The organism is Blastococcus sp. TF02A-26 (assembly GCF_003319125.1).
Lineage (GTDB): Bacteria > Actinomycetota > Actinomycetes > Mycobacteriales > Geodermatophilaceae > Trujillonella.
In genome coordinates, this window is the sequence record NZ_QOHG01000024.1 from 20610 (window position 1) to 44941 (window position 24332).

Annotated in this window: 26 protein-coding genes; 15 read left to right on the forward strand and 11 right to left on the reverse strand. The window is 74.6% G+C overall.

Annotated elements, in window-relative coordinates; all coding sequences use genetic code 11:
* Positions 1 to 19: 19 nt before the first annotated feature.
* From rpmI to DQ240_RS20695, 3 genes are all read right to left on the reverse strand, one after another.
* Positions 20 to 214: a 50S ribosomal protein L35 gene (gene rpmI / locus DQ240_RS20685; protein ID WP_113841605.1), complete on the reverse strand. Its 195-nt coding sequence runs from the start codon at positions 212 to 214 to the stop codon at positions 20 to 22.
* A 110-nt stretch (positions 215 to 324) separates the two neighbouring features.
* A complete protein-coding gene (gene infC / locus DQ240_RS20690; RefSeq protein WP_113841637.1) occupies positions 325 to 987 on the reverse strand; it encodes a translation initiation factor IF-3 in 663 nt (220 codons plus the stop codon).
* A 264-nt stretch (positions 988 to 1251) separates the two neighbouring features.
* A complete protein-coding gene (locus tag DQ240_RS20695; protein ID WP_233498866.1) occupies positions 1252 to 1734 on the reverse strand; it encodes a PH domain-containing protein in 483 nt (160 codons plus the stop codon).
* Between the two features lie 46 nt (positions 1735 to 1780).
* Between DQ240_RS20695 and DQ240_RS20700 the strand changes: the two genes are divergently transcribed.
* Together DQ240_RS20700 and DQ240_RS20705 are read left to right on the forward strand one after the other, a co-directional pair.
* Entirely contained in the window at positions 1781 to 2845 is a 1065-nt protein-coding gene (locus DQ240_RS20700) for an MBL fold metallo-hydrolase (RefSeq protein ID WP_199589437.1), read from the forward strand.
* Between the two features lie 112 nt (positions 2846 to 2957).
* Positions 2958 to 4076 carry a uroporphyrinogen-III synthase gene (locus tag DQ240_RS20705; RefSeq protein ID WP_233498867.1) on the forward strand — a complete coding sequence of 373 codons (1119 nt, stop codon included), beginning with the start codon at positions 2958 to 2960 and terminating at the stop codon, positions 4074 to 4076.
* Here DQ240_RS20705 and DQ240_RS20710 read toward each other — a convergent pair.
* Entirely contained in the window at positions 4048 to 4641 is a 594-nt protein-coding gene (locus DQ240_RS20710) for a GNAT family N-acetyltransferase (protein WP_113841607.1), read from the reverse strand. The genes DQ240_RS20705 and DQ240_RS20710 overlap by 29 nt on opposite strands.
* Before the next feature lie 61 nt (positions 4642 to 4702).
* A complete protein-coding gene (locus tag DQ240_RS20715) occupies positions 4703 to 6094 on the reverse strand; it encodes a NarK/NasA family nitrate transporter (protein ID WP_113841608.1) in 1392 nt (463 codons plus the stop codon).
* A gap of 165 nt (positions 6095 to 6259) precedes the next feature.
* Between DQ240_RS20715 and DQ240_RS20720 the strand changes: the two genes are divergently transcribed.
* The 4 genes from DQ240_RS20720 (at position 6260) to DQ240_RS20740 (ending at position 9828) form a co-directional block, all read left to right on the forward strand.
* Positions 6260 to 7069: a hypothetical protein gene (locus DQ240_RS20720; RefSeq protein ID WP_233498868.1), complete on the forward strand. Its 810-nt coding sequence runs from the start codon at positions 6260 to 6262 to the stop codon at positions 7067 to 7069.
* A gap of 108 nt (positions 7070 to 7177) precedes the next feature.
* Positions 7178 to 7705, forward strand: a complete 528-nt coding sequence (locus DQ240_RS20725) for a SigE family RNA polymerase sigma factor (protein WP_113841609.1) — start codon at positions 7178 to 7180, stop codon at positions 7703 to 7705.
* Positions 7702 to 9144 carry a hypothetical protein gene (locus DQ240_RS23450; RefSeq protein WP_158548831.1) on the forward strand — a complete coding sequence of 481 codons (1443 nt, stop codon included), beginning with the start codon at positions 7702 to 7704 and terminating at the stop codon, positions 9142 to 9144. Before DQ240_RS20725 ends, DQ240_RS23450 begins: the two co-directional genes overlap by 4 nt.
* Before the next feature lie 237 nt (positions 9145 to 9381).
* Positions 9382 to 9828 carry a nuclear transport factor 2 family protein gene (locus DQ240_RS20740; RefSeq protein ID WP_113841611.1) on the forward strand — a complete coding sequence of 149 codons (447 nt, stop codon included), beginning with the start codon at positions 9382 to 9384 and terminating at the stop codon, positions 9826 to 9828.
* A gap of 58 nt (positions 9829 to 9886) precedes the next feature.
* On the opposite strand, the gene DQ240_RS20745 is transcribed toward DQ240_RS20740, so the two are convergent.
* The 4 genes from DQ240_RS20745 to DQ240_RS20760 all read right to left on the reverse strand — a co-directional run bounded on the left by DQ240_RS20745 (position 9887) and on the right by DQ240_RS20760 (position 16460).
* The gene (locus tag DQ240_RS20745) at positions 9887 to 10906 is read right to left on the reverse strand and encodes an iron-siderophore ABC transporter substrate-binding protein (protein WP_113841612.1); all 1020 of its coding nucleotides are present in this window, start codon (positions 10904 to 10906) and stop codon (positions 9887 to 9889) included.
* Between the two features lie 84 nt (positions 10907 to 10990).
* On the reverse strand, positions 10991 to 11332 hold the full coding sequence (locus DQ240_RS20750; protein ID WP_113841613.1) for a Rieske (2Fe-2S) protein: 342 nt from the start codon (positions 11330 to 11332) through the stop codon (positions 10991 to 10993).
* Complete coding sequence (nirB, locus tag DQ240_RS20755; protein ID WP_113841614.1) at positions 11329 to 13860, reverse strand: nitrite reductase large subunit NirB; 2532 nt, start codon at positions 13858 to 13860, stop codon at positions 11329 to 11331. The genes DQ240_RS20750 and nirB overlap by 4 nt, the downstream gene beginning before the upstream one ends.
* Positions 13860 to 16460: a molybdopterin oxidoreductase family protein gene (locus DQ240_RS20760; protein ID WP_233498869.1), complete on the reverse strand. Its 2601-nt coding sequence runs from the start codon at positions 16458 to 16460 to the stop codon at positions 13860 to 13862. Before DQ240_RS20760 ends, nirB begins: the two co-directional genes overlap by 1 nt.
* Positions 16461 to 16611: 151 nt before the next feature.
* Here DQ240_RS20760 and DQ240_RS20765 point away from each other — a divergent pair, with 151 nt between their 5' ends.
* From DQ240_RS20765 to DQ240_RS20800, 8 genes are all read left to right on the forward strand, one after another.
* Complete coding sequence (locus DQ240_RS20765; RefSeq protein ID WP_233498870.1) at positions 16612 to 17418, forward strand: TetR/AcrR family transcriptional regulator C-terminal domain-containing protein; 807 nt, start codon at positions 16612 to 16614, stop codon at positions 17416 to 17418.
* A gap of 106 nt (positions 17419 to 17524) precedes the next feature.
* On the forward strand, positions 17525 to 18310 hold the full coding sequence (locus DQ240_RS20770; RefSeq protein ID WP_113841615.1) for a DUF2382 domain-containing protein: 786 nt from the start codon (positions 17525 to 17527) through the stop codon (positions 18308 to 18310).
* Between the two features lie 105 nt (positions 18311 to 18415).
* A complete protein-coding gene (locus DQ240_RS20775; RefSeq protein WP_113841616.1) occupies positions 18416 to 19024 on the forward strand; it encodes a hypothetical protein in 609 nt (202 codons plus the stop codon).
* Between the two features lie 65 nt (positions 19025 to 19089).
* Entirely contained in the window at positions 19090 to 19743 is a 654-nt protein-coding gene (locus DQ240_RS20780; protein WP_113841617.1) for an N-acetyltransferase, read from the forward strand.
* Positions 19744 to 19804: 61 nt separating this feature from the next.
* Positions 19805 to 20158 (forward strand): YciI family protein, encoded by a 354-nt coding sequence (locus DQ240_RS20785; protein ID WP_113841618.1) that lies wholly within the window; start codon positions 19805 to 19807, stop codon positions 20156 to 20158.
* A 13-nt stretch (positions 20159 to 20171) separates the two neighbouring features.
* Positions 20172 to 21398 carry an RNA polymerase sigma factor gene (locus DQ240_RS20790; protein ID WP_113841619.1) on the forward strand — a complete coding sequence of 409 codons (1227 nt, stop codon included), beginning with the start codon at positions 20172 to 20174 and terminating at the stop codon, positions 21396 to 21398.
* A complete protein-coding gene (locus tag DQ240_RS20795) occupies positions 21395 to 21670 on the forward strand; it encodes a DUF1905 domain-containing protein (RefSeq protein ID WP_113841620.1) in 276 nt (91 codons plus the stop codon). Before DQ240_RS20790 ends, DQ240_RS20795 begins: the two co-directional genes overlap by 4 nt.
* A complete protein-coding gene (locus tag DQ240_RS20800; RefSeq protein WP_113841621.1) occupies positions 21667 to 22017 on the forward strand; it encodes a VOC family protein in 351 nt (116 codons plus the stop codon). The genes DQ240_RS20795 and DQ240_RS20800 overlap by 4 nt, the downstream gene beginning before the upstream one ends.
* A 352-nt stretch (positions 22018 to 22369) precedes the next feature.
* On the opposite strand, the gene arfB is transcribed toward DQ240_RS20800, so the two are convergent.
* A complete protein-coding gene (gene arfB, locus DQ240_RS20805) occupies positions 22370 to 22810 on the reverse strand; it encodes an alternative ribosome rescue aminoacyl-tRNA hydrolase ArfB (protein WP_113841622.1) in 441 nt (146 codons plus the stop codon).
* A gap of 33 nt (positions 22811 to 22843) precedes the next feature.
* Positions 22844 to 23362, reverse strand: a complete 519-nt coding sequence (gene yidD / locus DQ240_RS20810; protein ID WP_113841623.1) for a membrane protein insertion efficiency factor YidD — start codon at positions 23360 to 23362, stop codon at positions 22844 to 22846.
* A 52-nt stretch (positions 23363 to 23414) separates the two neighbouring features.
* Between yidD and mmuM the strand changes: the two genes are divergently transcribed.
* Positions 23415 to 24326, forward strand: a complete 912-nt coding sequence (gene mmuM, locus DQ240_RS20815; RefSeq protein ID WP_233498871.1) for a homocysteine S-methyltransferase — start codon at positions 23415 to 23417, stop codon at positions 24324 to 24326.
* The last annotated feature ends 6 nt before the right edge of the window (positions 24327 to 24332 follow it).

Genomic DNA, 24332 nt, shown 5'->3' on the forward strand with positions numbered 1-24332 from the left:
GTTCGTTACGGGACGGCGGTCAGATGCCGAGCAGCTTCTTGAGGTTCTTCGCGTCGGACGGCGAGATGACCTGGTCCTGGTCGAGGCGGCGGCGACGCTGACCCGACTTGTGCTCGAACTTGTGCTGGTTGTTGGCCTGCTCGCGCATGAGCTTGCCGGTGCCGGTGACGCGCACCCGCTTGGCCGTGCCCTTGTGGGTCTTCTGCTTCGGCATGTTCCTCGCCTGTCTCGGTTCGTCGTCGTGCGGAGGCGTGCGGCAGCGCATGGCTGCCGCACGCTCCCGGTGGTCTCGGTGGTGCGGTCCTGCGGGGCGGGACAGGGGGCTCAGGCGGTGGGCGCCTGCTCCGTCTCCTGCTGCTTGCCCTGCTCGGCCTTGGCCTCGCGGCCCTTGGCGGACTGCGCGGCCTGCTGGAGCGCCTGCGCGTTCCGGTGCGGGGCGATCACCATGACCATGTTGCGGCCGTCCTGCTTCGGGTTGGACTCGACGACGCCCAGTTCGGACACGTCGGCGGCCAGCCGCTGCAGCAGGCGGTACCCCATCTCCGGGCGCGACTGCTCGCGGCCGCGGAACATCACGGTGATCTTGACCTTGTCGCCGCCCTTGAGGAAGCGCTCGACGTGGCCCTTCTTCGTCTCGTAGTCGTGCGGGTCGATCTTGAGACGGAGCCGCATCTCCTTGATGACGGTGAGCGCCTGGTTGCGCCGGGACTCACGCGCCTTCTGGGCGGCCTCGTACTTGAACTTCCCGTAGTCCATGAGCTTGGCGACGGGCGGCCGGGCCATGGGCGCGACCTCGACGAGGTCGAGCTCGGAGTCCTGGGCCAGGCGCAGCGCTTCGCCGATCGACACGATGCCGACCTGCTCGCCCTCGGGACCGACCAGGCGGACCTCGGGGACGCGGATGCGGTCGTTGATGCGGGGCTCGGTGATGGCCTCTCCTCTGCTTCTGCATGGGGAGGGCTCGCTCGCCGCACCGGACGCCGGCAGACAGAAGGCCCCGCGAGCGTCAGCTCGGCGGGGCCCACTGGCCGGTGGCGCACACACCCGGGGGTGGTGCGCGTCGCGGGCGCCGGCCGGAGCCGGTGCCTGCGAACCGGGGACCTGGGCGCCCGGGGGGCGTCAGGTGGGAGCGGGCTCCTCTTGGTCAGCGGCCCGGGGCGGGGCCGCTGGGTGGTTCACGCGCCTCGATGTAGCGGGGGGAGGCACGCCCACTCTACAGCGTCCGGGCGCAGCAGCACATTCCCGGGGCGGCTAGTCCTCGTAGAGGAGCGGCGGGCGGGCCGGCTCGGCGGCCTTGGCCTGGGCGAGCAGGGCGCGCAGGCCGTCGACGGCGCGGACGGCGTGCTCCCGGTCGGTGGCCTGCACGGCCAGCACCGACACCTCGTCGCCGTTGGTCAGGAGCAGGCTCGCCCAGGACGAGTGCCGGTCGAAGCGCACCGCCCTGACCGCCGCCCACGGGTACACGTGCCGGACGAACAGGTTGCGGACCGCGACCCCGGAGGCGTCGGCGTCGACCCGCGAGCGGCCCAGGGTCAGGATGCCGGCGCCGAGGCAGATGCCGATGCCGATCATCGCGACCTGGTCGACCCAGCCGAACTCCACGACGCCGACCGAGGAGTCGGGCAGCGTCACGCCCACGACGACCATCGCGGCGACCACGACGGCCGCGGCGAGGGCGCACACCAGGCGCAGCCGGCGGGGCACGGCGGAGACGCGGGCAGGGGCTTCTGTCACGGACACGCTCCGATCATCCCAGCCGCCCGGCTGGCATGGTGCGGACGTGGACAGCGACGTCGAGATCACCGGGCGGGCCCAGCGCGAGGCGTGGCTGGCCCGCGAGGTCCCTCCGGTGGAGCAGCTGCGCGAGGACCTGTGGTCGATCCCGGTCCCGATGCCGGACAACCCGCTGCGCTACGTCACCGCGTACGTGTTCGCCCTCGCCGGCGGTGGTCTCGGGATGGTCGACACGGGGTGGAACTCCGACGACGCCTGGGACTCCCTCCGCGCCGGCCTCACCGCCATCGGCGGCGACGTCACGGACGTCCGCGGGGTGCTGGTCACCCACATGCACGGCGACCACAACGGCCTGTCCGGGCGGGTCCGGGACGCCTCCGGCGCCTGGGTCGCGATGCACCCGGCCGACGCCGCCATCGTCCGCGGCATGACCGACGTCGACGTCGAGCAGTTCATCCGCGAGCAGACGGCCTTCATGGTGTCGCTGGGCGCCGATCCGGAGACCGCGGCCTCAGATGCGCCCACCCCCGAGCGGCTGGCGGGGCTGCGGCGGCAGGCGGTGCCCGACCGGCTCCTCGAGGACGGCGACCCGGCCGACTTCCCCGGCTGGTCCCTGCGCGCCGTCCACACGCCGGGGCACACGCCGGGCCACCTGTGCTTCGCGGAGGAGCGCACGGGGCTGTTCCTCGCCGGGGACCACGTCCTCCCGCGGATCAGCCCGAACATCTCCGCGAACCAGCGCTCCGACGACGACCCGCTGCGCGACTACCTGGCGTCGCTGGCGTCGGTCGCCGACCGCGAGGAGCCGGTGGAGGTGCTGCCCGCCCACGAGTGGCGCTTCCGCGGCCTGGGCCTGCGCACCCGCGAGCTCACCGAGCACCACGAGCAGCGGCTGGCCGAGCTGCTGGACGCCATCCGCAGCCACCCGCACAGCACGCCCTGGCAGCTGGCCGGCCACCTCACCTGGTCCCGGCCCTGGGACCAGTACGCGAACTCGATGCGGATGTTCGCCGTCACCGAGACCGTCGCCCACCTGCGGCTGCTGGCCAGTCGCGGCCTGGTGGTCGGCAGCGGCGGCGCCGTGGCCACCTGGACCGCCGCCGTCCGCTGACACCGCCGGGGATGGGTACGTGACCGGGGCCACGCGCCGCGGCCGGCACGGGGACACACGCCCGCAACGCGGGTACCCCACGATGACCGGCAACAGCACCGAGGGGGCGCACGTGACCGAGACCGAGGACGGACCGGACGGCGTCCTGCCGCTGGCCGGCTACACCGTCGCGGTCACCGCTGCCCGCCGCAAGGAGGAGCTCGGGGCGCTGCTGGACCGCCGCGGCGCCCGCGTCGTCTACGCCCCGGCGATCCGGATCGTGCCGCTGGCCGACGACACCGAGCTCGTGGCCGCCACCAAGCAGGTGCTGACCGCACCGGTCGACCTGGTCGTGGCGACCACCGGCGTCGGTTTCCGCGGCTGGCTCGAGGCGGCGGACGCCTGGGACCTCCCGCTGGTCGAGCACCTGCGCCCGGCGCGGGTGCTGGCCCGCGGTCCCAAGGCGCGCGGCGCGATCCGGGGGGCCGGCCTGGTGGACGCGTGGTCGCCGGAGTCGGAGTCCTCGGCCGAGGTGCTCGACCACCTGCTGTCCGGGGCGGAGGGGCCGCTGGAGGGCCGGCGGATCGCCGTCCAGCTGCACGGCGACCCGCTGCCGGACCTGGTCGCCGGGCTGCGCCGCACCGGCGCCGAGGTGCTCACCGTCCCGGTCTACCGCTGGGTGCTCCCGGAGGACGTCGCCCCGGTGCGCCGGCTCGTCGGCTCGATCGTGGCCGGCCAGGTGGACGCCGTGACCTTCACCAGCGCGCCGGCCGCCGCCAGCCTCCTGCAGGTCGCCGAGGAGCTCGGGAGCGGCGCGGACCTCGTGGCCGCGATGCGCGACCGGGTGATGGCCGTCGCCGTCGGCGCGGTGACCGCGGGCCCGCTGGAGGCCGCCGGCATCCCGACGCGTCAGCCCGAACGCGCCCGCCTCGGCGCCCTGGCCCGCGAGGTGGTGGCGCGGCTCCCCGAACGCGACCCGGTGCTGCAGCTGAGCGGCTCGACCCTGCAGGTGCGCGGCACCGCGGCGGTGGTCGACGGCCGGCTGGTGGAGCTCCCACCGGGGCCGATCGGGGTGCTGCGCGCCCTCGCCCGCCGTCCCGGCGCCGTCGTCGCCCGGCCGGAGCTGGTCGGGTGCCTGCCCGGCGGCGGGGACGAGCACGCGGTGGAGATGGCCGTGACCCGGCTGCGGGCGGCCCTGGGCCGCGGCGTGGTCGAGACCGTCGTCAAGCGCGGCTACCGCCTCCCGGTCTGAGGTCCAGCCGCATCAGGATGCGGGGGAAGCCGTTGATCACCGAGTCGGTGTCCGCGGCCTTCACGAAGCCGGCCCGTTCGAACAGCCGCCGCGTGCCGACGTAGGCCATCGTGAGGTCGACCTTGGCGCCGTCGTTGTCGACGGGATACGCCTCGACCGCCGGCGCTCCGTTCGACCGCGCGAACGCGACCGCACCCTCGACCAGGGCGTGCGCCAGCCCCCTGCCTCGGTGGCCGGGGCGGACCCGCACGCACCACAGCGACCACACGTCCAGGTCGTCGACGTGCGGGATCTTCCGGTTGCGGGCGAAGGAGGTGTCGGTCCTCGGGTGCACCGCGGCCCAGCCGACGACTTCGTCACCGTCGTACGCGAGCACGCCGGGCGGCGGGTCCTCGGCGACGAGCTGCCGCACCCGCTCCCCCCGCGCGGGCCCGGTGAGGGCGAGGTTCTCCTTGGAGGGGATGCGGTAGCTCAGGCACCAGCAGACGTTCGCGTCCGGCCGCTTGGGGCCGACCATCGTCGCGACGTCGTCGAAGTCGGTGGCCGGTCGCACCTCGATCGCCATGTGCTCATCCTGGCCCGAGCGGAGTCGCTGGGTGACGGTTTCCGCCACCCAGCGACTCCGATCAGACGCCGGTCATGGGCGCGCCCTTGCGCAGGTAGACCGCCCAGGTCACCGCCACGCAGACGGCGTAGAAGGCGATGAACGCGATGTAGGCGCCGTCGCCGCTGCCGGTCGAGAGGAACGACTGGCGGAAGGCCAGGTTCACCAGCACCCCGCCGAAGGCGCCCACCGCGCCGGCGATGCCGATCAGCGCCCCGGACATCCGCAGCGCCCGGCGGTCGGCCGCAGCGCTGTCCCCGCCGGCCGCGACCGTCAGCTGCGCCTGGGTGCGGAAGATCGCCGGGATCATCTTGTAGGTCGAGCCGTTGCCGATGCCGCTGAACACGAAGAGCAGGACGAAGCCGAGCACGAAGAGCGGCAGCGACTCCCGGAGGCTGGCGGTCAGCACGACCGAGGCGCCGACCGCCATCGCGACGAAGTTGTAGAACGTGATCCGCGCGCCGCCGAAGCGGTCGGCCAGCGAGCCGCCGATCGGCCGGATGAGGCTGCCCAGCAGCGGCCCGAGCCAGGTCAGGTAGGCCGCCTTGAGCGGGGTGTCGAAGTCGACCGCGAACTGGTTCTGCAGCACCTGGCCGAAGGCGAACCCGAAGCCGATGAACGAGCCGAAGGTGCCGATGTAGAGGAACGACATGATCCAGGTGTGCGGCTCGCGGGTGGCCTCGCGCATCGCCCGCGGCTGGTTGCGCGCGGTGGTCAGGTTGTCCATGACCAGCGCGGCACCGACGGCGGCCGCGATGATCAGCGGGATGTAGACGAACAGGATGATCCGCGGGTGCTCGGCGCCCGCGGTGGCGAGCACCAGCAGTCCGATCAGCTGGATCACCGGGACGCCGAGGTTGCCGCCGCCGGCGTTGAGGCCGAGTGCCCAGCCCTTGAGCCGGTCGGGGTAGAAGGCGTTGATGTTGGCCATCGAGCTGGCGAAGTTGCCGCCGCCGACGCCGGCCAGGCAGCTGACGAGCAGCAGCGTGGAGTAGTCGACGCCGGGCTCGAGCACGATCGCCGTGGCGATGGTGGGGACCAGCAGGAGGGCCGCGGACACGATCGTCCAGTTGCGCCCGCCGAACTTCGCGACGGCGAAGGTGTAGGGCAGCCGCACGAAGGCACCGAGCGCGGTCGGCAGGGTGGTCAGCAGGAACTTCCCGGCCGGGTCGATGCCGAAGACCGGCTCGGGCAGGAAGAGCACCAGCACCGACCACAGGCTCCAGATCGAGAAGCCGATGTGCTCGGAGAAGACGGAGAAGAAGAGGTTGCGGCGGGCGACCCGCTTGCCGGTGGCCTCCCAGAACTGCGGGTCCTCGGGGCGCCAGTCCTCGATCCACCGGCCGCCGCGCGGTGGCGGCGGCGCGGTGGGAGGTGCGGGGAGGGCATCGGTGGAACGGGTGGGGGCAGCCATGGCCGGAACGGTGACGGGGCCGGGTTCCCCGGCCGTTGCCGCCCGGGGGAACTCGTGTTCCGTTTCCCTCACCGGGGGCCGACGGCGACCGTGAGGCTGCCCCGCGGTGGTGAGGCCGGCGCCCGAGCCGGTGCGCGGCCTGCACCGTCCCTGGATGATCACGGCGTGACCGACATCGTGGACGGCTCCGCCACCGACGCGGCGCCCTCGGGCCGGACCCTCGTCGAGACCGGGGAGGCGGTGGCCGGGTCGATGAGCCGGTCGGCCGCGGCGATCCTGTTCGACCCCGGCGCGACGCGGGTGACCGTCGACGAGCGGCTGGCCGCCTGCCTGCGCCGGGTCGCCGCCGCCCACGCGGTGCTCCCGGTGCCGCGCGAGCGGGTGCGGGCCGGCGCGGCGCTGGCGTTCGCGGTGGAGCTGACCGTGACCCGCGCGTCGCAGGGGCGGCCGGTGCGCTCGGACGGGTTCCTCACCCCCGACGTGGGTGGCCGCGCCCCGGCCGACGAGCTGGCCGAGGCCGCCGTCCTCGCCGCCCGGCTGACGCCCGAGGAGTGGCGGGTCCGGCACCTGGGCTACCTGCTGGCCGAGGCGGCCGTCTCCGCCGACCTCGACGCCGGCGTCGTGCACCGTGCGCTGCGGCTGGCCGGCGAGCTCACCGGCCGGCAGCTCGTCGTCCTCGCCGCGGTCGGCCGCCGGGACCGGACGCCGCTGCCCATGAACCCCCTGCCCGTCGACCCCCGCGGGTGGACGGCGTGGGGCGCGCTCGAGGACGTGGCCGACCTGCAGCGCCGCGGCCTGCTGGACCCGCCGCCGATGACCGCCCGGCCGGGTGGGGCCGCGCTCCCCCGGCTGCGGATGGCCGACCTGCGACTCACCCGCCGCGGCGTGCTGCTGCACCGGCTGCTCGGGCTGGACTTCGTCCGCGAGGAGGCGGTCACCGCCGCGCTGGCCGACCTGGACCTCCCCCGCTCGTGAGCCCTTCGCGCGCGAAGTGCTCAGCGTGACCCGATCGTGACCCCGTTGCTGTGGGGTCCCGGGGGCTCCTGCCGCGTGTAGAGGGCAGGACCGGCGGGAGGGGACGGGGTGCGCGAGGACGACGACGGGGCGTTCGCGGACTTCGTGTCCCGGGAGCAGCCGGCCCTGCTGCGCCTCGCCGTCCTCCTGGCCGGCGACCGCGGACACGCGGAGGACCTGCTGCAGACCGCGCTCATCAAGGCCTACCGGCACTGGCCGCGGATCTCCGCGGCCGGGACGCCGACCGCCTACGTCCGCCGGGTGCTGGTCACCAGCCACACCAGCTGGCGACGGCGGCTGTCCACGACCGAGCAGGTGGTGGAGACGTTCCCCGACCGGGCCGACGAGGCCGCCGGACCCGGGGACCCGGACGAGGAGCTGCGTGCGGCGCTGCGGTCGCTGCCCCCGCGCATGCGCACCGCCGTCGTCCTGCGCTACTACGCCGACCTCTCCCTCCAGCAGACCGCCGAGGCGATGGGCTGCTCGGCCAGCGCCGTCGACACCCAGACCAGCCGCGGCCTCGCCCGCCTGCGCGCCGCGCTGGCCGCCCCCGAACCCGCCGCTGCCACCGCCGGCACCCCCGAGGAGCGCTCGTGATCACCGAGACCGACCTGCGCGACCGGCTGCACCGCATCGCCGAGGCCACCGCTCCGCCGGAGGACCCCTTCCTCGCGTCCCGGATCGCGGCGGTGTCACGCTCGCGGCGCCGGCAGCGGGTGGGTGTGACCGCGCTCGTCGCCGGTGTCGCCGCCCTCGTGGTCGCCGTCCCCGCCGTCCTGTCGGGCCCCACGGACGTGCCGGCCGGTCCGGCCACCCCGGTCCCGGCCGAGGTCCCCGCCGGGGTGGACGTCCTCGCCGGACCGACCCGCGGCTCGCTGGCCGGGGACGCCGCGTTCGTCGAGGCGCTGCGGCAGAAGCCGTGGCTGGGGCCCGGGCTCAGCGGCGGCGGCATGCCCGAGCCGCCGCTGGAGACCCGGCGGGTGGTCTGGGCCGGGGACGTGGCCGGTGGTCGCTGGGCGCTCGTCGTCGGCGAGAACACCGCCCGGCCCCAGGGCGACGCCGCCGATCCGGAGCTCCAGACCGACCTCGGCGCGCTGAGCGGGACGGCGATGCTCTGGTTCACCGGTCCCCCCGGCGCCGACGCGGCACGGATGGTCCCCGCCTCCGTGCCGCGCGGCGTCGATGTCACCCGGCCGGTCGCGTACACCAGCACCACGACCGGCGCGCTGGTGGTGATCGCCGCCCCGGGGGACACCGTCGAGTTCTCCCGCCGACCCGACGTCGCCGCCGACGCGACGGTCAGCCGTGCCTGGGAACCGGCGGAGACGGTCGACGGCGTGGCGGTCGTCGCCCTCGGCGAGGGCAGCGGATTCCCCGATGCCGCGCTCCGCTACCGCGTGGTCCGCGACGGCACGGAGGTCCTGGTCTCCGGGCCCGACAACGTCGGTGCCTCGAGCATGCTCGACGACCCCGATGTCGAGTGGCTGCGCGGAGAGCCGGAGGCGACAGCCGGTTCCGGAACGGCTCCCCTGCGCGCGCAGCAGGTGCTGTGGACCCTCGGGCTGCGGCCGGACCAGGTGCGCTTCGCCGTCGTCTGGGCCGGTGCGGTGCCCTCCCCCGACGAGCGCCTCGCCGAGGTCCTCCTCCTCGCCGTGACGCTCCCGTCGGGGGCGGTGTACCTGGAGGCCACGGCGAGTCTCACGTCCCCGGACGGCAGCGGCGGCGCAGCCGGGTGCGGCTCCGAGCTGCGCCCCGCCGGTCCGCCGCTACTGGAGCGGACCTACGTGCTGAGCTGCTCGCTGCCGTTCGCGGAGGGTGAGACACCGGGGCGGCCGAGCCTGGTCGTCGTCGCTCCCCCGTCCGCGGCCACGGCGCGGCTGCTGGACGCCGACGGCGAGGTGCTCGGCTCCTACGTGCTGCGCGACGGCGTGGTGGTCGGCGAGCCGGTCGACGGCCTGGCCACGGTGCAGACGCTCACCACCGACGGGGCGGTGCTGGCCGAGACCGCACCCATGGGGAGCGTCGAGTGGGAGTGACCGGGTCCGAGCCGGCGTCGGTGGTCGCCGCCCGACAGCTCGCGGAGGAGGCGCGGACGCGGGACCGCAGCGGTCCGCTGATCCGCCGGGGGGCCGCGACTGTGCCCCGGCCGCGGGCGCGCGGCGTTCCCGACCCGCGGAGCGGCGAGGCCGGCCCGTCCGGGACCGCTCCCGGCACCTGAGCGGCGCTCCCCGCCTCTATGGTCCGCGTCACATCCTGGACCCGACGGAGGACCCGTGGACCTGCAGACCCTCGCCGACCGCATCGAGATCCGCGACGTGCTGACCCGCTACTGCCACGGCATCGACCGCGGCGACTGGGAGATGTACCGCAGCGTGTTCACCGACGACGCCGTCATCGACTACACCTCCGCCGGGGCGCCGAAGCTCCCGCGCGACGAGATGGTCGAGATGCTGTCGAGCGCGTTCTCCACGTTCCCGTTCACCCAGCACCACGTGACCAACGTCGAGGTCCATCTCGACGGGGACACCGCGAAGGTGATCGCCGACTTCTACAACCCGATGCAGATCCCGGGCGTCGAGGGCTTCACCCACACCGGCGGCTACTACCACCACGACATGGTCCGGACGCCCGACGGCTGGCGGTCCCGGCACCTGTACGAGGAGAGCATCTGGTTCGTGAACCCGGTGCAGGCGCCGCCGGAGGGCGTCGTCGTCGGCTGAGGACGCAGCGGGCGCCGCTCCCCGAGGGGAACGGCGCCCGCCGGCGTCCAGGGGTCCCTCAGCTGGCCGAGGCCGTCACGATCTCCGAGATCTTCGGGACCAGGCTCTCCAGCAGGTACGGCAGGCTCAGCGCGCTGGCGAACTGCAGCGCGTCGTAGTCCGAGCCCTCGACGAACAGGGCGCGGCCCTCGGCCACCGCGGGGATGGAGTTCAGGATCGGGTCGCCCTCGATCTGCGCCCGCTCCTCGTCCGAGCCGGACTGCCACAGCAGCACGTCGGCATCGAGCAGGTCCGCCTGCTCCTGGCTGACCGTGCCGTAGAACTCGTCACCGGCGATCTCGTCGAGCTGCGGCGCGACGACCATGCCGAAGTCGAGGAAGAACTGGGTGCGGGTGTCGGTCGAGGAGTGGAACGGGTACTCGCCCTCGTACGCCACGCCCGACAGCGTCACGGTCTTGCCCTCGAGCTCGGGGTGGGCGGCGCGGGCCTCCTCGAACTGCGCCTCGACCTCGGCCACCAGCTCCTCGGCCCGCTCCTCCTGGCCCAGGGCGCGCCCGGTGATGAGCGTCTGGTCCTGCCACGGGGTGCCGAACGCCGGGTACTCCTCCGGCTGGACGACGACCGGCGCGATCCCGCTGAGCGTGTCGTACTCCGCCTCGGTCAGTCCCGCGGTGACGGCCATGATCAGGTCCGGGTCCAGCGCGGCGATCTGCTCGGCGCTGACCTCGGTGCGGTCGAGGATCTCCGGCTCCGCGTCGCCGGCCGCCTCGTCGGCCCACGGGAAGAAGACGTCGTCCTCGGGACCGAAGGCGTAGCGGACCGCGACCGGCACGACGCCGAAGGCCAGGATCGCGTCCTGCTCGGTGTAGCCGAGCGACACGACGCGGGTCGGCTCCTCGGGGATCTCGGTCTCGCCGTAGGCGTGCTCGATCGTGACGGGGAAGGCCGACGAGCCCTCGGAGGACGACGAACCGGCGGAGTCGCCGTCGTTGTCGTCGTCGGAGCTGCAGCCGGAGAGGACCAGCGAGAGCGACAGGCCCGCGAGGACGACGCCCCGCGCGCGGGTGGTGATCGACATGGGCACCAGTTCTAGCGGGGGCACTCGACTTAGGCAAGCCTCACCAAACTGCGTAGCCGTTTCGTGATCATGGACGGCCGCGGGTCAGGCGTCGACGACGAGCATCCCGTCGACCTCGCGCACCGGGTACACCCGCACGGCCAGCGAGCCGCTGGTCGCGACCCCGTCCACCCACCGGTAGGCGTAGAGGTGCAGCGGGCAGACCAGCACGTCGGGATCGGTCTGCCCGTCGGCCAGCGGTCCGCCGGCGTGCGGGCACGACGCCTGGGTCGCGTGCAGCGAGCCGTCGCGCAGCCGGAAGACGGCGATCTGGGCGCCACCGGCGACGAAGGTGCGCCCCTCCCCCGGCGGGACGTCCTCGACCCGGCCGACGGTGTGCGCGCGGACGCCGGCCGGAGGGGCGAGACGTTCGGTGGTGAGGCTCATCGGACGGGCACCTTCGGGAGGTCGACGAGGGGCAGGGAGGGGCGGAACTGACCGGGGGTGGCGGGCTCGGCCAGGTCCTGGCCCCACGGGTCGCGGTAGGCGTCGATCGAGCGCTGGATGCCGGCGTCGAGGTCGGCGCAGATGCCCTCGCCGTCCTCCAGGAGCACCTGCTTGATCTTCTCCAGCCCGACGCGGGGCACGAAGTCGTAGGTGCGCTCCAGCCAGTTGGCGTTCTCGCGGTAGTACTGCAGGAACCGGCCGGTCAGCTCCAGCACCGCGGCGGTCGAGTCGACGGTGGCCAGGAGGTCGCCCTTGCGCACGGAGGCGCCGGCCGCTCCCCCGACGTAGACCTCCCACCGGCCCGCCCCGACCGCCACCACGCCGACGTCCTTCACGTAGGCCTCGGCGCAGTTCCGCGGGCAGCCCACGACCGCCATCTTGATCTTGGCCGGGCTCTCGATGCCCTGGAACCGCGTCTCCAGGTCGATGCCGAGCTGCGTCGAGTCGTCCAGGCCGAAGCGGCAGAAGTCGCTGCCCACGCAGGTCTTCACCGTCCGCATGCTCTTGCCGTAGGCGTACCCCGAGGGCATGCCCAGGTCGGCCCACATGGCGGGCAGGTCCTCCTTGCGGACGCCGAGCAGGTCGATCCGCTGGCCGCCGGTCACCTTGACCATCGGGACCTCGTACTTCTCGGCCACGTCGGCGATCCTCCGCAGCTGCGCCGGCGTGGTCACCCCGCCCTTCATCTGCGGGACGACGGAGAAGGTGCCGTCGCGCTGGATGTTGGCGTGGACCCGGTCGTTGATGAACTCCGCGTCCTTCTCCGGCAGGTAGTCGTGCCCCCAGACCATCTTCAACAGCGAGGTCAGGCCCATCTTCGACTTGGCGTCCTCCTTGCCACCGGGGGCGAGCGCGGCGAACACCTGGGAGACCGACCGCAGGTCCTGGGCGCGGATCGCCGCCATCAGCTCGGGCTTGCCCAGCGGGATGCCCGGCACGTACCAGGACGCCGAGGGGTCCTCGGTGACCTCGCCGTCGGCGGCCCACTCGACGATCTGCTTCACCAGCGACTTGCACGAGCCACAGCCCTTGCCGGCCCGCGTGCGGTCCATGACCGCGCCGACGCTGCCGCAGCCGTCGGCGACCGCGCCGCAGATCGCACCCTTGGTGACGCCGTTGCAGTTGCACACCTGGCTGTCGGCGGGCATCTCGGCGACGCCCACCTCCTCGGCGCCGTCGGAGAGGTCGACCAGCAGCCGGATCCGCTCCTCGGGCAGCGGCGAGCCCCGGTCGAACGCCTGGGTGAGGTAGGCGACCTTGCGGGTGTCGCCGAGCAGGGTGGCGCCGATCAGCGTGTCGTCGCGGATCACCACCGAGAGGTGCACCCCGCGCCGGGGCTCGGAGATGACGAGGAACTCGTCGTCGTCCCGCTCGGGGGTGTTGATGCCCATGGTGGCGACGTCGACGCCGGCCACCTTGAGCTTCGTGGCGGTGCGGCTGCCGGTGTACTCGGCGTCCGGGTCGGTGCCGGTGAGGACGTCGGCGAGGACCTTGGCGTGCTCCCAGGCCGGGGCGACCAGGCCGTAGACCGAGCCGCGGTGCTGGGCGCACTCGCCGATCGCGTAGACGTCGGGGTCGTCGGTGCGCAGCTGGTCGTCGACGACGATCGCCCGCTCCACCTCCAGCCCGGAGCGGACGGCCACGTCGGTGTGCGGCCGGACACCCGCGGCGACGACGAGCAGGTCGCAGTCCAGCCGCCGGCCGTCCTTGAGGACGACGCCCTCGACGTGGTCGGTCCCGAGCACCTCGGTGGCCAGGACGTCGAGGTGGACGGCGATGCCGAGGGACTCGACGCTCTTCTTCAGGATCGCGCCGGCCTCGGCGTCCAGCTGCGCGTTCATCAGCCACGGCATCGCGTGCACCAGGTCGACCTGCAGTCCGTGGCCCTGCAGCGCGCGGGCCGCCTCGAGCCCGAGCAGCCCGCCGCCCATGACGACCGCGCGTCGGCACCGGCCGACGGCGTCGAGCATCGCCCGCGTCTCGTCGATGGTGCGGAAGCCGTACACGCCGGGCAGCAGCTCACCGGCCTCGGTCCGGACCCCGGCCATCGGCGGCACGAACGAGTAGCTGCCGGTGGCGAGCACCAGGTGGTCGTACGGCGTCACGGACCCGTCGGAGCCGTACACGACCTTGGCGGCGGTGTCGGCCCGGGCGATCCGGACGCCGGCGCGCAGGTCGACGCCGTTGTCGGCGTACCAGTCGTGGCTGTTGAGGACGATCTCGTCCTCCGCCGACTCCCCCGCCAGCACCGGCGACAGCATGATCCGGTTGTAGTTGCCGTGCGGCTCGTCGCCGAAGACGGTGATCCGGAACTGCTCGCCGCCACCGCGCTCGAGCACCTCCTCCACGAAGCGCGCGCCGGCCATGCCGTTGCCCACGACGACCAGCCGCGAGCGGGTGTCGAACTCGTCGTCGCCGAGCGAGAGCGAGGTGAGCCCCTCGGGGCGTCCGCCCAGGACCGCAGTCATCAGACCTCCACCAGCCCCAGGTCGACCACGAGCTCGCCGGTGACGCCCTCGGGCGCCGCCGCGTGCAGCTCCACGACGGTGCCGCCGGGCAGGTCCTCGACCACCCGCAGCGGCACGTGCACGTCGCCCTTCGCGCCGATCGGGAACCAGCGCATCGGCTCGCCGTCGCGGAGGAGCAGGACGTAGACGAGCTCGCCGGTGGAGTTCCCGCCACGGAAGTACAGGGCCTGGGCACTGGTGCCGGCCGGGACGGTGTACCGCAGGGCGGCGTCGACCGGGCCCGGCTTGGCCAGGCCCTCGCCGGTGATCGGGAAGACGCCTTGCAGGAACCGTGGGGTGCTCTTCACGCGGGTGCTCCTCCGTGCGGGTCGGGTCCGGGCCGGGGGCCGGGGCTCGGGTGTGGTCAGAAGGGCGTGCGGGCGCGGCCGCGGCTGGGTGGCGGCGGCCGGCGGGTCGATGCGCTCGGCGGGTCCGCCGACGCGGGTGACCGCGACCGCGCAGACCTTGAAGGCGGGCATCCGGCTGGTGGGGTCCAGCGCGTCGGCGTCGGTGAGCGCGTTGGCGCTCGAGCCGCCGCCCCAGTGGAAGGGTGCGAAGACGACGTCGGGCCGGATGGCGTCGGTGACCAGCGCGTGGAAGCGGGCGCGACCGCGGCGGGTGGCCAGCTCGACGACGTCGTCCTGCGCGATCCCGAGGCGCCGGGCGAGGTCGGGGTGGAGCTCCGCGCGCGGGGTGGGCGCCACCATCTGCAGCGTGCGGGTCCGGCGGGTCTGGGTGCCGGACTGGTACTGCGCCAGCACCCGGCCGGTGGTGAGCACGTAGGGGTAGTCGGCATCGGGGCGCTCGTGGGCCTCGACGTGCTCGACGCGGACGAACCGGGCCCGGCCGTCGGGGGTCGCGAAGCGGTCGGCGAACAGCCGCGGCGTCCCGGGGTGCGTGTCGGACGGGCAGGGCCAGAAGACGCCGTCCTCGGCGTCGATCCGCTCGTAGCTGATGCCGGCGTAGTCCGCCGCTCCCCCGGCGCTGGCCCGCCGCAGCTCGTCGAAGACCGTCTCCGGGTCCCCGGAGAACCGCTCCCCCGCCCCGAGCCGCTCGGCCAGGGTCGCCAGCAGCTGCAGGTCGTCGGGGACACCGGCCGGCGGGTCCAGCGCGCGCCGGCGGCGGATGACCCGTCCCTCGACGTTGGTCATCGTCCCGGCCTCCTCGGCCCACATCGCGCTGGGGAGGACGACGTCGGCGAGCTCGGCGGTCTCGGAGAGGAAGAAGTCGCTGACGGCGAGGAAGTCCAGGTCGCGCAGCCGGCTGACCACCCGGCGGGCGTCGGGCGCGGAGACGGCGACGTTGGAGGCCAGCACCAGCAGCGTCCGCACCCCGCCGTCCGTACCGAGGGCGTCGAGCAGCTCGAAGGCGCTCTTCCCGGGCATCGGCAGGTCGTCGGGGTCGACACCCCAGACGGCGGCCACGTGCGCGCGGGCCGCGGGGTCGCGCAGGGACCGGTAGCCGGGCAGCTGATCGGCCTTCTGCCCGTGCTCCCGGCCACCCTGGCCGTTGCCCTGCCCGGTGACCGTCCCGTAGCCGGAGCCGGGGCGGCCGGGCAGTCCGAGGGCCAGCGCCAGGTTGATCCAGGCGGTGGTCGTGTCGGTGCCGCTGCGGTGCTGCTCGGCGCCCCGCGCGGTGAGCACGATCGCCTTCTCCGCGCGGGCCAGAGCGAAGACCGTCCGGCGCTGGTCGGCGACCGGCACACCGGTCAGCCGCTCCACCCGGTCGGGCCAGTAGGCGGCGACCCCGGCCCGGACGTCGTCGAACCCGGTGGTCCGGGTCGCGACGTAGTCGGTGTCGACCAGCCCCTCGGCGATCGCGATGTGCAGCAGGCCGTTGGCCAGGGCCAGGTCGGTGCCGGGCAGCGGCTGCAGGTGCAGGGCGGCGTTGCGGGCGGTGGCGGTGCGCCGCGGGTCGACGACGACGTGCTCGGCCCCGCGCTCGCGGCCGGCGTCGAAGTACTGCATCGCCGGCGGCATGGTGTCGGCCGGGTTGCTGCCGACGAGGACGACGACGTCGGCTCCGGCGATGTCGGCCAGCGGGAACGGCATGCCGCGGTCGATGCCGAACGCGCGGTTGGCGGCGCCGGCGGCCGAGGACATGCAGAACCGGCCGTTGTAGTCGATCGCGGAGGTGCGCAGCGCGACCCGCGCGAACTTGCCGAACTGGTACGCCTGCTCGTTGGTCAGCGAGCCGCCCCCGAAGCAGCCGACCGCATCGCGGCCGTACGTGCGCTGGGTGCGGCGGATCGCGCCGACCACCCGGTCCAGCGCCTCGTCCCAGGTCGCCTCGACCAGCGGGCTGGTCCGGTCGCCGGGGGTCGCCCGGACCAGGGGGTGCACCAGGCGCTCGGGGTGGTCGAGCAGCTCGACCGACGACCAGCCCTTCGAGCACAGTCCGCCGCGGTTGGTCGGGAAGTCCAGCGGGACGAGGGTGGCCGGGCGGTCGCCGGCGGTCACCCGCATCCCGCACTGCAGCGAGCAGTAGGGGCAGTGGGTGTCGGTGGTCCGCGAGGTGCCCGCACCGCCGGCGGCGCGGTCGGCTGCGGTCGCGGCGGTCACGGGGACGAGAGTCCGTGGCGGTCGTTTCCCGGTGAGGACCTCGACGTCAACGATGCGTTCCGTCGGCCTCACAACGGGGCACCGGGTCCGGTGCGGTCCGCAACAGGCAGGATGCAGTCGGAAGATCCACCCAGGGGGGCCAGGAGGTGCCGTGACGACACCCGACGATCCCGACGGCCCCGACCCGGACTCGCCGGAGGGCCGCGGCGGCGCATCCGCGGTGCTCCCCGCCGGACCGCCGGACACCGGCCGGGCTCCGCTGGACCGCCGGCGCATCCTCGGTGCCGCCATCGAGTACATCGACGCGCAGGGGCTCAGCGCGCTGACCATGCGCCGGCTGGGAGCACACCTCGGCGTGGAGGCGATGGCCCTCTACCGGTACATCCCGGGCCGCGAGCAGCTGCTCGACGGCGTCGTGGAGAGCGTCATCGACGAGCTCTACGGCGACCCCGACGTCCACCTCGAGGCCTCCCACGGCTGGCAGGACTACCTGCAGCGCCTCGCGCACGGGGTGCGCCGCATCGCCCTGGCACACCCGGAGGTGTTCCCGCTCGTGGCGACCCGCCCGCCGGCCGCGCCGTGGGTGCGCCCGCCGCTGCGCAGCCTGCGCTGGGTCGAGTCCTTCCTCGTCGCGATGACCAGCAGCGGCTTCTCCGAGGACGCCGCCGTCGCCGCCTACCGGGCGTACAGCAGCTTCCTGCTCGGCCACCTGCTGCTGGAGGTCTCGCAGAAGGGGGTCGCGGTCAACGCCGAGGACGCCGGTGCGGACTTCCCCGAGGCCGAGCCCGACCTGAGCGAGTACCCGACCGTCGTCCGGCTGCAGGAGCTGCTCTCGCTGGACGAGTCGGCCGCGGAGTTCGAGGAGGCGCTGGAGAACCTGCTCGAGCGGCTGGAGGACGTGCTCCGCGAGGGCCGCAGCCCCCGCCACCCGGAGAGCTTCACGGATCGCCCCGACTAGCGCGTTTACAACGTAAACCGCTCGGGCACGACTGGTCCGGCGGCCCGCCCGGTGTACCCGGCCCGGGGGCCTGCCGAACCCACAGTCGATCCCCCGAGGAGTTCCCGTGATCAGCGAGCAGCAGATCAGCACCATCATCGGCGCGACCGCCGTCGGCCCCCAGGGCAAGCTGGGCACCGTCGGCGAGGTCTACCTCGACGACGAGACCGGCCGTCCGGAGTGGGCCACCGTCCGCACCGGCCTGTTCGGCACCAAGGAGGCCTTCGTGCCCCTGGCCGACGCCACCCTCTCCGGCGACGAGCTCCGCGTGCCCTACGACAAGGACAAGGTCACCTCCTCGCCGCACCACGACGTCGAGGGCCACCTCTCCCCCGCCGAGGAGGCCGACCTGTACCGCTACTACGGCCTCGGCGGTGGCCAGGCGATCGCCGACACCGTCGACACCGCCCGCGGCCCGGAGCTCACCGAGAACACCCACGGAACCGTCGGTCACGACACCTCCGGGCCCACCACCGACGACGCGATGACGCGGTCGGAGGAGCGGCTGACCGTCGGCACCCAGCGGGTCGAGAGCGGGGTCGCGCGGTTGCGCAAGTACGTCGTGACCGAGAACGTCAGCGAGACCGTGCCGGTGTCCCACGAGGAGATCCGGGTCCAGCGCGAGCCGATCACCGACGCCAACGTCGGCAACGCCCTGGACGGCCCGGCGATCTCCGAGGAGGAGCACGAGGTCGTGCTGCACGCCGAGCGCCCGGTCGTGGCCAAGGAGGCCGTGCCGGTCGAGCGCGTGCGGCTGGACACCCAGACGGTGACCGAGCAGGAGACCGTCAGCGACACGGTCCGCAAGGAGCAGATCGAGTTCGACGCGGACGACACCACCCGCCGCGCCTGATCACGATCGGGTGACCCCGGAGCGGCCCGCGCATCCCGCGGACGGCTCCGGGGCACCCGCCCGTACCCGCACTGCCCCGGATCCGTCCCGACCAGCGGAGGCACCATGAGCAGCAGCACCGCACCAGACACCGGCCCGACCGGCTCGACCGGCGGGGCCCGGGTCACCCGGGACGCCGTCGACGCCCAGCACGCCCGCTTCGGCGGCATCAAGTGGGGCGCCGCGTTCTTCGGCTGGCTCTCGGCCAACGGCCTCGCCGTCATCCTCATCGCGCTGGTCGCGGCGGCCGGGGTGGCGATCGGCCTCACCCAGGGCGTGGACAGCGCGGACGAGGCCGCCGACGAGGCGACCACGATCGGCCTGGGCGGCGGGATCGCCCTGGTCGTCATCCTCTTCCTGGCCTACCTGGCCGGCGGCTACGTGGCCGGGCGGATGTCCCGGTTCGACGGCTTCCGGCAGGGTCTCGCGGTCTGGCTGATCGGCCTGCTGGTGGTCGCGGCCCTCGCGGTCGCCGGGCTGGTCTTCGGCAACGAGTACAACGTGCTCGAGCAGCTCAACCTGCCGCGCATCCCGATCGACGAGGGCACCGGCACCACCGGCGGGATCATCGCCCTGGCCGCCGTCCTCGTGGCCACGCTGATCGGCGCGATCCTCGGTGGCCGCCTCGGCACGCGGTACCACCGCAAGGTCGACCGCGCCGGCTTCGACGTCTGATCCCGGGACCGACGACGCCCCGACCGCCCGCCCAGGTGGTCGGGGCGTCGTGGTCTGATGCGGGAGTGAGCGACGTCCCCACCGTCGTCCGGGTGGGCCTGCCCTCCGTGCGACCGGCCGAGCAGCGCGACGTCCCCCGGATCGCGGCCACCCTGACCGTGGCCCATGCCGACTCCCGCTGGACCCGCTGGGCGCTGCCGGAGGACGGCCGGATCCAGCGGCTGACCCGCTGGCACGAGCTGTCGGCCGGCCACCGGGGCGTCTCCACCGGCACGGCCTGGGTGACCGAGGACGTCACCGCCGTCGCCACCTGGACCCCGCCGGCCGGCGCCCCGGGGACGACGCCGATGCCGGCCGACGTCCGGGCGGCGCTGGACCGCGAGCTCCCGGTGCTGTCCGGGGCGCACGCCGCACGGGTCGCCCGCACCCGCGAGCTCGTCGACGCCGCCCGCCCGGCCGGACCGCACTGGTGGCTGGAGCACCTGGGCACCCGACCGTCGTCGCGCCGCCAGGGGCTCGGCCGGGCCGTGCTCGGGCCCGCGCTTGACCGCTGCGACGCCGACGGGGTGCCGGCCGCCACCTCCGTCTACACCTGGGCCGGCGTGCGGTTCCTCCGCGGCTCGGGCTTCGAGGTCGCCGCCTCGTTGCACACCGCCGACGACGAGCTGCCCGTGTGGGTGCTGGTCCGTCCTCCCGCGCCGGGTGTCGAATCCGGCTGATCCCGTTCGTACAGGGGGTGAGCGGACGAAGAGACCGACCGCCGGACACCGGGAGACCGCGATGGCCCAGTACCTGCTCAACCTGATCCAGCCCGACGGCGACGCCCCGCCGCCGCCGGAGTTCCTCGCGCCGATCATGCGCGACATCGCCGCGGTGAACGAGGAGATGCGCGCGGCCGGGGTCTGGGTCTTCGCCGCCGGGCTGCACCCGGCGTCCTCCGCGACCGTGGTGACGCCGACGGGGGACGACGTCCTCGTCACCGACGGCCCGTTCGTGGAGGCCAAGGAGCACATCGGCGGGTTCACGCTGATCGAGGCGCCGGACCTCGACAGCGCCCTCTCCTGGGCCGGGAAGGTCGCCCGCGCCTCGACGCTGCCCATCGAGGTGCGGCCCGTCGCCGACGGCGGGGAGTGACGGAGCCGCCTCGATGACCTCGATCGAGGACGTCTTCCGCGAGGCGTACGGCCGCGCGGTCGCCACCCTCACCCGCCTCCTCGGCGACATCGACGCCGCCGAGGAGGCGGTGCAGGACGCGTTCCTCACCGCCGTCCAGCGCTGGCCGGCCGACGGCGTGCCGCCCAGCCCGGCCGGCTGGATCGTCACCACCGCCCGCAACCGGGCCGTCGACCGGCTGCGGCGCGAGTCGACCCGCGCGGCCCGGTACGAGCAGGCCAGGCTGCTGTCCGGACCCGACGAGCTCCCCGAGGAGGGGATCGTGCGCGACGACCGGCTCCGCATGGTCTTCACCTGCTGCCACCCGGCGCTCGCCCCGGCGGCGCGGGTGGCGCTCACCCTCCGCCTGGTCGGTGGGCTGACCACCGCCGAGATCGCGCACGCCTTCCACGTGCCCGAGGCGACGATGGCGCAGCGACTGGTCCGGGCCAAGGCGAAGATCCGGGACGCCCGGATCCCCTACCGGGTGCCGGCCGAGGCGGACCTGCCCGACCGGCTGGCCGGGGTGCTCGCCGTCGTCTACCTCGTCTTCACGGAGGGGCACACGGCCAGCGCCGGGGCGGAGCTGGTCCGCACCGACCTCTGCGCCGAGGCGATCCGGCTCGGGCGCGCCCTGGTCGAGCTGATGCCCGACGAGCCGGAGGCCCTCGGCCTCCTGGCGCTGATGCTGCTCACCGAGGCGCGGCGCCCGGCGCGGGTGTCGCCGTCCGGGGAGCTGGTGCTCCTGGCCGAGCAGGACCGCACGCGGTGGGACGCCGCGCTGGTCGCCGAGGGCCAGCACCTGGTCCGCCGCTGCCTGCGCCGGAACGCGCCCGGGCCGTACCAGGTGCAGGCGGCCATCCAGGCGGTGCACGCGGACGCCCGGACAGCGGCCGACACCGACTGGCGCCAGGTCGTCGTCCTCTACGACCACCTGATGGCCCTCGCACCCTCGCCCGTGGTGGCGCTGAACCGGGCGGTGGCCGTGGCCGAGGTCGACGGTCCGGCGGTCGGGCTGGCGGCGCTGGAGGGGGTCGACCTGCCGCGGTCGCACCTGCTGCCCGCCGTCCGCGCCGACCTGCTCCGCCGGCTGGACCGGGCGACCGACGCGGTCGCGGCCTACGACGAGGCGCTCGCCCTGGTCGGCACCGAGCCCGAAGCCGCCTTCCTCCGCAGGCGCCGCGATGAGTCGGCGGCGCTCCAGCGGTCGGAGAGGGCATGAGCACCCCCCTGGACGTCACCTTCAGCGCGCCCATCGAGAAGGACGGCGCCTTCCCCACCTACCTGACCGTGCCGGACTCGGCGGAGCTGCTGGGCACCCGCCGCGCGGTCAAGGTCACCGGCACGACCGACGGGCACCCGTTCGCCGCGACCCTCATGCCGTCCGGCAGCGGACCGCACTGGCTGCCGCTGCGCAGGGAGATCTGCACCGCGATCGGCAAGAGCGGTGCCGGGGAGACGGTGACCGTGCACCTGCAGGAGCGGCTCTCGTGACCGTCGACCTCTTCGCCGGGCTCCCGGTCCGCGACCGCGGGCGCGCGATCGCCTGGTACGAACGGCTGCTCGGCTCGGCTCCGTCCTTCCTCCCGAACGACACCGAGGCAGTATGGGACCTCACCGAGCACGGCTACCTGTTCGTCGACGAGCGGCCACAGCACGCCGGCGGCGGGATGGTCACGATCTTCGTCGACGACTACGAGGAGCGGTTGGCCGCGATCGCCGCGCGGGGCATCGAGCCGGCCGTGCGCGAGGTCTACGAGAACGGCGTCCGGCACGCCACGTTCCGCGACCCGGACGGCAACGAGGTCTCCTTCGGCGGCCCACCCGACGAGGGGGCCTGATCACGCGGCACCCGGGGAGACGATCCCGCGGGAACGTCCTGCCCGTCACTGCCGAGGCACGTCGCCTCGTGGCGCACGGCACCCGACCGGCGCTGGATCGACCTCTACGGACCTGTCTGCGGCCCCCTCGTGACAGCTGTGCCGATCGGCGGGACCGTCACCGGCGACCAGCTGGCACACGGTCTCCCGGACCGATCCTGGGCTCCCTGCTCCTGATCAGCTCGCTCTGGCGGCCAGGAGAGCAGAGGTCCAGCGAATCGGGCGACGAGCCGACGTCGTGCAACTCCTCGCACGCCCCTGACGTCGCCCCCGGGGACACCGACCAGCGGCTCGTCGAGCAGGGATCAGGCGGTCAGTCCCAGGTGTTCCGGCGGCGCTTGAGCTCGCCGCGCTGCTTCTTCGCCGCGATCCGGCGCTCCTGCGACCCCCGCGTCGGCTTGGTGCGGCGGCGGGCCGGTGGAGGCGGGGCGAGCGCGGCGCGGAGGACGGCGGCCAGCCGCTCCCGGGCCGCCTGCCGGTTGCGCAGCTGCTGCCGGTGCTCGGAGGCGACGACGGTCAGCACGCCGTCGACCAGCCGCGACGACAGCCGGTCGGCGAGCCGGGCCCGCTGGGGGTCGGTCAGGCCGGGCAGCTCGAGCGGAGAGACCGAGAGCTCGACCCGCGAGTCGGCGGTGTTGACGCCCTGCCCGCCCGGCCCGGACGAGCGGGAGAACCGCCACCGCAGGTCCGCTGCGGGGACGACGAGGGCGCCGGTGACCGCGAGGTCACCGGCCGCGTCGTCGGAGGCGGGCACCCGGACAGTCTGCGGTGCGCGGCAACCGGTTTCTCAGGCGGCGACCGGGACGGGGTCGGCTCCCCCGGCGGCGCCGGGGCGGCAGCGGACCAGCCGGCGCAGCGTCAGCCAGGCGCCACGACCGGCCCCGTGGGTCTCCAGAGCCTCGACCGCGTAGTTCGAGCAGGTCGGGGTGAACTGGCAGCACGGCGGCCGCTTCGGGCTGACCTCGCGCTGGTACACGCGCACCGCGGCGACCAGCCGGTCGGCGAACCGGCCACCGCCGGCGCCGGCGCGGTGGACGTGCCGCGCCGTCGTCGGCGCCAGGTAGACCATCTCCATGCCGCAGCCGATGGCGTTGGCCAGGCAGCAGCCGGTGTTGAGGAACAGCAGGTCGCGCAGGCAGGAGTCGTTGTCCCGCCGCCGCCCGTAGCCGTAGCCCGGTGGCGGCCCGTAGCCCCGCCCGTAGCCGCCCCCGTAGCCGCCGTACCCCCGAGGCGGTCCGTAGCCGCGCCCCCAACCGGGGCCGCCCCGCCGTCGCCGGCCGCCGCCGCTGCTCCAGATGAAGACCATGCGCCGATCCTCGGGGACCCCCGGCACCGGCGCAGCGCGGAGGATGGTGCGCGTGCCCCGACCGACCCTCGCCGCCGCCCTCACCGCCGGGCCCGTGGTGCTCGACGGCGGGCTGTCCACCGAGCTGGAGGCCCGCGGCTCCGACGTGTCGACGGCGCTGTGGTCGGCACGGCTGCTGCGCGACGACCCGGCAGCGGTCGTGGCCGCGCACGCCGCGTTCGCCGCGGCCGGCGCCCAGGTGGTGACGACGGCGAGCTACCAGGCGTCGGTCGAGGGCTTCGGCACCGCGTTCGGGCTGGACCGGGCCGGCGCGCTGCGGCTGGTGGCGCGGTCGGTCGAGCTGGCCCGGGAGGGCGCTCCGGACGCCTGGGTGGCCGGCTCGGTCGGGCCCTACGGCGCCGCGCTCGCCGACGGGTCGGAGTACACCGGCGCCTACGTGGACGACCTGACCGTGCGGGACCTGCGGGAGTTCCACCGGCCGCGGATGGAGGCCCTCGCCGGGGCCGGCGCCGACGTCCTCGCCTGCGAGACCGTCCCCGCGGCCCGCGAGGCCGAGGCGCTCCTCGTCGAGGCCGACGACCTCGGGGTCCCGGTGTGGCTGTCGCTGACCACCGTCCGCGACGCCGCGGGTCTGGCCCGGACGCGGCGGGGCGAGCTGGCGGCCGACGTCCTCGCGATGGCCGCGGACCTCGACGTCGTCCTCGCCGTCGGCGTCAACTGCACCGACCCGGCCGGGGTCCCCGCCGGGGTGGCCGCGGCGGCGACCAGCGGCCGGCCCGTCGTCGCCTACCCGAACAGCGGCGAGGGCTGGGACGCGACCGCCCGGCGGTGGACGGGCACGCCGGGCGTCGACCCGGCCGCGGTCCCAGGCTGGCTCGCCGCCGGCGCGCGGCTGGTCGGCGGCTGCTGCCGCGTCGGTCCGGCGGACGTCCGGGCGATCGCCGCCGTCCTCGGGCGGGCCTGAGCCCGG

Excerpts from the sequence above, each read along its gene's own strand:
- rpmI (WP_113841605.1), bottom strand. The coding sequence starts at position 214 with ATGCCGAAGCAGAAGACCCACAAGGGCACGGCCAAGCGGGTGCGCGTC.
- DQ240_RS20710 (WP_113841607.1), bottom strand. The coding sequence starts at position 4,641 with ATGGCGATCGAGGTGCGACCGGCCACCGACTTCGACGACGTCGCGACG.
- DQ240_RS20715 (WP_113841608.1), bottom strand. The coding sequence starts at position 6,094 with ATGGCTGCCCCCACCCGTTCCACCGATGCCCTCCCCGCACCTCCCACC.
- DQ240_RS20745 (WP_113841612.1), bottom strand. The coding sequence starts at position 10,906 with ATGTCGATCACCACCCGCGCGCGGGGCGTCGTCCTCGCGGGCCTGTCG.
- DQ240_RS20750 (WP_113841613.1), bottom strand. The coding sequence starts at position 11,332 with ATGAGCCTCACCACCGAACGTCTCGCCCCTCCGGCCGGCGTCCGCGCG.
- nirB (WP_113841614.1), bottom strand. The coding sequence starts at position 13,860 with ATGACTGCGGTCCTGGGCGGACGCCCCGAGGGGCTCACCTCGCTCTCG.
- DQ240_RS20775 (WP_113841616.1), top strand. The coding sequence starts at position 18,416 with ATGAGCAGCAGCACCGCACCAGACACCGGCCCGACCGGCTCGACCGGC.
- DQ240_RS20785 (WP_113841618.1), top strand. The coding sequence starts at position 19,805 with ATGGCCCAGTACCTGCTCAACCTGATCCAGCCCGACGGCGACGCCCCG.
- DQ240_RS20790 (WP_113841619.1), top strand. The coding sequence starts at position 20,172 with ATGACCTCGATCGAGGACGTCTTCCGCGAGGCGTACGGCCGCGCGGTC.
- DQ240_RS20795 (WP_113841620.1), top strand. The coding sequence starts at position 21,395 with ATGAGCACCCCCCTGGACGTCACCTTCAGCGCGCCCATCGAGAAGGAC.
- yidD (WP_113841623.1), bottom strand. The coding sequence starts at position 23,362 with ATGGTCTTCATCTGGAGCAGCGGCGGCGGCCGGCGACGGCGGGGCGGC.